Origin of the sequence: Acinetobacter sp. YH12049 (genome assembly GCF_013419875.1) — a bacterium.
GTDB lineage: Bacteria > Pseudomonadota > Gammaproteobacteria > Pseudomonadales > Moraxellaceae > Acinetobacter > Acinetobacter amyesii.
The window spans coordinates 1-7,520 of record NZ_VOZH01000073.1; the positions used below are offsets into that span (position 1 = coordinate 1).

At 36.3% G+C, this 7,520-nt stretch carries 8 protein-coding genes; 5 read left to right on the forward strand and 3 right to left on the reverse strand.

Annotated elements, in window-relative coordinates; all coding sequences use genetic code 11:
• Nucleotides 1-99 precede the first annotated feature (99 nt).
• The 4 genes from FTU05_RS16890 to FTU05_RS16905 all read left to right on the forward strand — a co-directional run bounded on the left by FTU05_RS16890 (nt 100) and on the right by FTU05_RS16905 (nt 4,210).
• Nucleotides 100-855 carry a hypothetical protein gene (locus FTU05_RS16890; RefSeq protein WP_005175443.1) on the forward strand — a complete coding sequence of 252 codons (756 nt, stop codon included), beginning with the start codon at nt 100-102 and terminating at the stop codon, nt 853-855.
• Between the two features lie 651 nt (nt 856-1,506).
• Nucleotides 1,507-2,406, forward strand: a complete 900-nt coding sequence (gene repM / locus FTU05_RS16895) for a replication initiation protein RepM (RefSeq protein WP_004763517.1) — start codon at nt 1,507-1,509, stop codon at nt 2,404-2,406.
• 76 nt (nt 2,407-2,482) lie between these two features.
• Nucleotides 2,483-3,100, forward strand: a complete 618-nt coding sequence (locus tag FTU05_RS16900; RefSeq protein ID WP_026040226.1) for a plasmid replication DNA-binding protein — start codon at nt 2,483-2,485, stop codon at nt 3,098-3,100.
• 213 nt (nt 3,101-3,313) lie between these two features.
• The gene (locus FTU05_RS16905; RefSeq protein WP_180166129.1) at nt 3,314-4,210 is read left to right on the forward strand and encodes a hypothetical protein; all 897 of its coding nucleotides are present in this window, start codon (nt 3,314-3,316) and stop codon (nt 4,208-4,210) included.
• An 86-nt stretch (nt 4,211-4,296) separates the two neighbouring features.
• Here the strand turns inward: FTU05_RS16905 and FTU05_RS16910 are convergent, their stop codons facing one another.
• Nucleotides 4,297-4,887 (reverse strand): hypothetical protein, encoded by a 591-nt coding sequence (locus FTU05_RS16910; RefSeq protein ID WP_180166131.1) that lies wholly within the window; start codon nt 4,885-4,887, stop codon nt 4,297-4,299.
• Nucleotides 4,888-4,891: 4 nt separating this feature from the next.
• The gene (locus tag FTU05_RS16915; RefSeq protein ID WP_180166133.1) at nt 4,892-5,092 is read right to left on the reverse strand and encodes a hypothetical protein; all 201 of its coding nucleotides are present in this window, start codon (nt 5,090-5,092) and stop codon (nt 4,892-4,894) included.
• A gap of 678 nt (nt 5,093-5,770) precedes the next feature.
• On the opposite strand from FTU05_RS16915, the gene FTU05_RS16920 reads away from it, so the two are divergent.
• On the forward strand, nt 5,771-6,004 hold the full coding sequence (locus FTU05_RS16920) for a hypothetical protein (RefSeq protein ID WP_180166135.1): 234 nt from the start codon (nt 5,771-5,773) through the stop codon (nt 6,002-6,004).
• On the opposite strand, the gene FTU05_RS16925 is transcribed toward FTU05_RS16920, so the two are convergent.
• Nucleotides 5,988-7,271, reverse strand: coding sequence for a MobA/MobL family protein (locus FTU05_RS16925; RefSeq protein ID WP_005175445.1), 1,284 nt, complete (start codon nt 7,269-7,271; stop codon nt 5,988-5,990). The genes FTU05_RS16920 and FTU05_RS16925 overlap by 17 nt on opposite strands.
• Nucleotides 7,272-7,520: the final 249 nt, after the last annotated feature.

A 7,520-nucleotide genomic window follows, 5' to 3' on the forward strand; every position in this document is an offset into this window, starting at 1 on the left:
TTAAAAAAAATGTTCCCACATTTTTTTTAATTCTTCCCGTGCCGGCCTATGCTAAACTGAAAACATAAAAACCTCACCCATTTTATGCTGGAGAATGCGATGGCGGCCCGTGGAAGACCTGCGAAAATACTCACTTCAAATGACCTCATGACATTACAGCAGTTCCTTAAAAATCTCCCTTTCCTCAAGAAAAACCAGCAGCAGGCTTTGACCTTGCTTCAACAAGCAAATGGCATCTTCAATGACAAACAGCTCAATCTACTGAAAGCTGCAGACCGTGATAAAAACCAGTTTTTAAAAAGACAGGCCCTCATTGAACAGATCAAGCTAAAGGATAAAAACCAGCAGCCCCTTCTGGCCAACGAAACAGAAATTCTGGCATTACTGACACAGGAAATGGATCAGGATAATTTCTTCCGCCTGGATCGTGCCCTGGAGTCTTACCAGAAAATTGAAAAAGCAGCCTTGGAAAACCGGATCCGGCTGGAGAATGAACACAAGCGCGAAATTTTGCAAAAAAGTCATAAAGAACTGACAGACGCCCAAAAGAAACGTAATGCAGAAAATCAGCTCAAATATGCTTTAGGTGGAGCAGTACTAGCCGCCTGGAACAAACTTAATTTATCAACCGAAAATATAGATCCAGAAAAAGTTAAAAATACCATCGTCAATAACCAAAATTTTTTCAGAATGGTCAGTAACACCACGCTTTATCAATATATTCATCCAAGAACTGAAAACTACTTTCGAAGCAGAGAATTGTTTATCAAAGTTATTGAAGGATTATGTGAATATGATGACCACGGTACAGAACTTTATATCTTTGAAGCAGATAGTCACTTAAAACCGCAATAAAATGCGATTACAGCCACTTTTAAACCAATTTTTGAGTTAGCTACGTCTAAATCAATAAAGTGGCTGTAATCGCAAAACAAGAGCATTTAGCTTATTTTGCAAAAATACAAATCAAGATCCATTTCAAAACTCACAATATACCTAGAAGGTATATACCGAGCGAGTGTCTACGAGCGGCATAACTAAAATTCGCGCTTCGACTCTTTGAAAAACTGTTTTTTAGTATGTGAAATCTAAAAGAGCGTAAATCAAATGCCAAAATTTGATTCTAGAACGAGCGAAAGCGAGTAAAAAAAGCACTATAAGCGAAGCGAATTCCGAATTGTTTGTGCTTTTTTTAAAGTCATAACGAGATTTACTAAAAATTGCCCCAAGAATCGAGCGATAGCGAGATTCAATAGAGTTTGAGCGTAGCGAAAACATAGGGCAATTTTTCATTCTTTCCTTTTTAATATATTTTAAATCTTTTAAATCTTTTAGGCTATCTGAAAGGCTTTAACAGAAAGGCTTTCAGCTCCTAACTATGAGGGATTGACTACTAACTATGAGGGATTGACTACTAACTATGAGGGATTGACTACTTAACTATGAGGGATTGACTACCAAATATGAGAGAATTATATTACTCATAGTTAGTTTATCGAATTAAAAATGATGAGTACATCTAAAAAAGAATTAGTAGTTAAATCAAATCAAGTAATTGAGGCTTCATATCAACTCAGCTCAACAGAACAACGGATTGTCTTAGCAGCTATTAGTAAGATTAGTCGGGCTGAAGATATTACAGATGATGAAATTTATCGCGTAACTATTGATGATTTAAAAAAACTTGGGGTTCATGAAAAAACAGCTTATAGAGATCTAAAAGATGGTGTAAACCGCTTATATGACAGATCAATTAATTTAGCTATTGATGATGAGTCAATCAAAATGAGATGGATTCAATCCATACGCTTTTTAGAAAGTAAAAGCGTTGTAGGAATTCGGTTTTCTAAAGAAATTTTGCCGTTCATTTCTAATCTAAGCCGTGAATTCACTAAGTATTCGCTATCTGATATTGCTGGTATGAGTAGCGCATATGCTATTCGTATTTATGAGCTACTAAGCCAATATCGTTCCATAGGAAAACGAGAGATTTCCATCGAATCTCTAAGAAGTATGTTGGAGTTAGGGAAAAGATATCCATTGTCTGCTGATTTAAAGAGATGGGTTATTGATACTGCTGTAGTTCAAATCAATGAACATAGCCCTTTAAATGTATCTTACGAGCAAATAAAGACAGGTCGAAAAGTCACACACATTCACTTCACGTTTAAAGAAAAATCAAAAAGTATTGAGCATAAATCCGAACAGAATAATTTTTATAAATTGACAGATTCACAAATTAATATGTTCGGTAATCAGCTTTCACGCTTACATGAAGTATCTCACCTAGCACAACAAGGTGAAAGTTATGACGACTTAGCTATTAAAATTAAAGATATGCTGCGAGATCCAATAAAACAAAAACAACTTATTCCTCATCTTAAAAATTTAGGCTTTAAGGCATAAAGGTCGATTGTGTATGTAGCAGTTGACTGTTTGTTAATGTATTTTAGTTCACATAATGGACAACCAAAATTACAAGATGAAATCACTATCTGTTATTGAGCTTTCAAATCTCTATGGAATAACTCGTCAAGCCATTTATAAGCAAGTTAATAAAGGTAATTTAAGTAAAAATAGTGACGGTAAAATTGATCTTTCCGAAGCTATTCGAGTCTTTGGTGAACCTTCTAGAAATGTAAACAGTTCACAGACAACCGAAACACGAAAGTTGTCAGAAGTTCACCTATTAGAACAGCAGGTTTACATGCTTCAAAAACAGCTTGAACAGGCTCATGAGCGTGAGCAGTTCCAACGTGAGGAACTAAAAGCTAAGAATGATCAGTTACACGTTAAAGATGAGCAAATTGAAGCAATACAACGCCTACTAGAAGCTCCAAAAGCTTATACAACTAGTTCTATCGACCCAAAATTAGATATAGCAACAGATACTAGGTCAAAAAGTGAGTCGAACTATGATGTATTGACTACTCAACCAAGAGAAACTCCTGTAGAAGTAGAGATCCAAACTCAGCCGAAAGATGACGGATTGACTACTCCGGAGCAGGTGGAAAATAAGCGGATTCCAGTACCGGAGCACATTGACCAGGAACCGGAGAAAAGGGGCTTTTGGAGCCGTTTTTTTAGACCCTATGATTAACTACGATTGTTTAACTGATATGAACAAAGTCGTGAAACATTGATCAAATAATAAGCGTGGAACGTGAAAAATCATAAAAAAAGCCCATCTAGGTATAGAAGGGCTAAAAATGGAAACCTACTGCACTGATTTCTAAAGAGAATTAGAACACATTTCGTATAAGGTGTATTATGTTAATTTTAGATAATCTTAAGTTTTAAGGGGCAGATTTTTATGGAATATTGTGAAGATTTAGAAAGCTTAGTAATGGATGTGTCTTTTGAATGCAATCAGTGTTCTCAACATATTGAAACTGTTGTTTATGTTCCAGATCCTAATTTTATGGCAGAAAAAAACAAAGACAGTACAGTTGAAGTTGAAGCAGAAATTTATTGTGATCGATGTGGTCATGAACACGCGATTATCGTTTCTAATACTTTCTATTCTGCAACTTGTTACTTCCAAGAAGACCCGGGAAAATATATTAACTGCGGCTTTCCTTATTACAATAGAAATGAATTACAAGAATTACAATGGATTATTGAATCTAATGAACATAAGGAAGTTTTTTATAAACAATTGGATATTGTCCAAGACTTAAAAGAATCTATCAAAGTTAGTCCAATTTTAAATATCTCTTTAAACACTATGATATATGCACATATTGTAGCTGCTATAGAAGGATATCTGTCAGCATCATTTATTCATAACGTTTTAAACTCGAAAGCACTATTTAATAAACTATGCTTCACTGATCCAAATCTCAAAAAATTGAAATTTGATATTTCAGATCTTCTAAATAAAGAAGATCTTATCGAACAGCATGTCAGTAAATACTTAAATGATGTAATTTTCCATCGTATTGATAAAATAAGAAAAATGTTTAAATCTGTTTTAGATCATGATTTTGGAGATATTGAATGGTTTGGGAAAGCAGTCTCTATCCGTCACGATTGCGTTCATCGAGCAGGTATCACAAAAGAAAGAGAATCTATAAATATTAAAGACGACGAAATTTCAGAGTTAATTGATAATGCTAAAAACCTGGTAGAAAGTTTAGAAATCACCTTTTCTAATTTGAAACCTAAAATAGAATATAGCTCTTTATCTTCAGATGATTTTCCATTTTAATTAACATTAAAATGCTGATCAGAAATATCATATCATCCAAATTTTAAAGTTTAGATATAATCTAAACTTTAAAATTTTAAATAACATCAACTCTCATATCTAGGAAGAAAAATTCCTCGAATGCACTGAGGATTGATAATTGAAATTTGTATATGACTGTGTTGTTTAAAACCGGCATTAAGGTATAGGTCTTCTCCTTCCCAAAATGCAGCTCTTACAGAATCAAATGGTTCCCCTTCTTTTTCAGCCATTTGAATAGCATATAAAATCACAGCACAATCCAATTCTCTTTTCTTAAAGTCTATATCAGTAGATGTCCAAGCAGTATTCTTAGGTATTTCTTTATCTTCTGCTTTTAACTCTTCTACCATAAATGTATATGCATCACCTACATAATCTAACCAGTATTGATCGAGAAGGTCGAGGCAGTTTCCTAAATCGATAGTTGCACCGATAGCAAAAGGTTTCTTTACACTGGTCTCTTCTCTGGTGCTTTGTTGCTCAGCCCACTTTTGAGCACGTGCAAGACTATTTTCCCAAAAATAGATGCCATGACCTAACCAGTCATAGTCATTTTGACTAGGAAGTAATTCATCTTCACCAGCAATTATTCGTCTGCCTATGGATTCATCTAAACCATGAAAACCAAGAACTAAATTAGAACGACGATTATACATTTAATTATTTAGCTCTAGCTTGATCAGTATTAGTGGATGCTTTAGAAAAAAAATTTTCATTGTAGTTACCACTTGAATCAAGAATTTTTGCATCTTTTAAAAATGCTAATCTAGCTTGATGATCGCTCTTACGGGCTTCAAAAGAACGACGGGCCTTTTCTCTTAAGCTTAGGGTTTGAGTTTGAGTTTGAGTTTGAGTTTGCATAACACTCTCCTGTTTCTGATCCAGTATAGCAAAAATAGAAATTTACCCTAGACTAAAAATTGTATAGCGATAATCTATTTAACATAAAATCTCTTATGCGAAATTCAAAAAAGCGCGGATCTAGTGTCCACGCTTCATATGATTTATACAATGGAAAGTGTAGTGAATTGGATGAGAAAAGCATAACCCTCTAATTGTTTATTTGCTTCTTTGAGCATGCTTTTAATAACAAAGAATTAGAGGGTTAAAATTTCCGCTGCACTTGTTTCTTTATACTTATTTATTGCTATTGTGAGGCTTATTTAATCAGGCTTAAAAAACAACATATAAGATATTGATATAAATAAAAAATATGAGTTATGAGCGAATTTTAGATGACAATTTTAGAAGATTGTCATCTAAAGTTCGCCACTAATCTTATAAACTATTGATTTATAAATAATATATTACTTTTTCTTCAAGAAACTAAAATTCGCCAGTAAGCCCAATAAAACTATATTAATCATAGCCTTACTATAGTAACCTCCCTATAAATAAAAGAATCTAAAAGTAGAATGATCTATTAAAATACAAGTAGAAGATTCTGCATTTGGCTTAATAGTTGGAATTCTAGGTTCTGTCACATTAGGGAATTAGATATCAAATAATTCGGTTAACCCCTTATAGGAAGTATTTTCCATGAAAAAATTCAGTACAAGTGAGCATCTCAGAGAAATGGATCGTAAGGATTGGGCAACAGCCCAATCTATCACCACCTTTGGCATGAACCCCAAAGAAAAAAAAGCCCATGAAAAAAGATCCTGGGAACGCTTTGAGCGGATCCAGTCTGGAGAAACCACAATTAAAGATGAAGAAGCAGTACTGCTTATGCAGTGGCGTGCCTTAAATAATCGGCTTAAAAGCGAGGACTAAAACCATTATCCTTATCTTGATTCCTTGTCTTTTCAGGAGCGATAGCCTTTTCCCTCATTTGCAAAGGCACACGTTCGATGACTTGCCGCTGAATAAATGCCAATTCTTCATCAATAGAGGCGATCTGAATAACTGAACCCTCTAATTGTTGGCCAAGATCCCTTAAGTATTCGAACCTCTCGACTCGATCGAAGGACTCGGTATTCAAAAGGTCTATATAGGTCTGTAAATCATGCTGAATCAACCTAAGCGGTTGGGTCGTTTGACGATCTTGCAATAAGGTTTGCAGCATCTTCTGTTGTAAAAACAATAACTTTTCTTGGGCATACCATCGCTGCCGTGTCCGTGGAGTCTCGACTTGCTTTTGCTGTTCTTCAATGGTTTTTCGATTCTCTAATTCAGCCTCATAAAATGGACGATACAACTCATAATTATTTTCAGCACGTAACCGGTTAATTTCAGCAGTCATTCTTTCCCGTTCGGCCACTAACGCTGGCTCTTTCTCACGCGCAAAACGGACGGCCTTATTCATCACAGGCACATCCTTCAGCTGTGTGCCATGCTTCTTATTGTATTCCTGATTGGATAAACAGCTGACCAGGCTAGGGACCTCGACCTGAATGCCCCGGATTTCCACCATCTTGGTGGGAGCATAATACCTTAGACTTTCATTAATAAGCTCTTCAGTCTTCTGCCGATACAGCTGCAGCTGCGCCTTTCCCATGCCTAACACATCAGCTGTTAACTTCTGTGCCCCGCCTTTATGCGGATCCTTCGGATTATAACGCTTAAAAAACTGCTCTGCTGTCCGCTCGATGCCATCCACATGCCGCTCACTGTACATGAAATGCAAATGCGGTTGCTCTTTCCCTCCCAAGGACCCAGCATGATTATGAATGGCACAGGTGAATGGATAGCGGTAACTGTCTGCAAACTCACTAATGAATTGCTCGGCCAGTTCAATCCGCTGTGCCTGACTCAGCTCTTTGGGCAAGGCCACCACCATACTGGAACAGGTGCGGCCATTACTTCGTTCATAAATATCAGCAGCTTCCCAAAACTCAGCCGGCTTCCCTTCAGCAAAATTCGGCATATTCCCCGATCTGACAAACTCAATCTGTTCTGAAGCACTTTCTTTGTAATTTCTGAAATGCGAAGTCCGGCTAATGTAATGAAACCGGTTCTTGGCCGTGGCACCATTTTTCACTTTTCCGGATCGGGTCTTCACGGCCTTTTTTGTTGTGTGTTCCAGATTGCAGTAGAACATATTCCCACCTTCAAATTCACGGAGCCTCGCAGAGCCTGCGGAGCACGAGGAGAAGTGTTTTTAATTCGATATAATTGCGTAGTAATTATATCGAATTAAAAACACGGAAACGAGCTTAAGAATTAAAAAAAATGTTCCCACATTTTTTTTAATTCTTCCCGTGCCGGCCTATGCTAAACTGAAAACATAAAAACCTCACCCATTTTATGCTGGAGAATGCGATGGCGGCCCGTGGAAGACCTGCGAAAA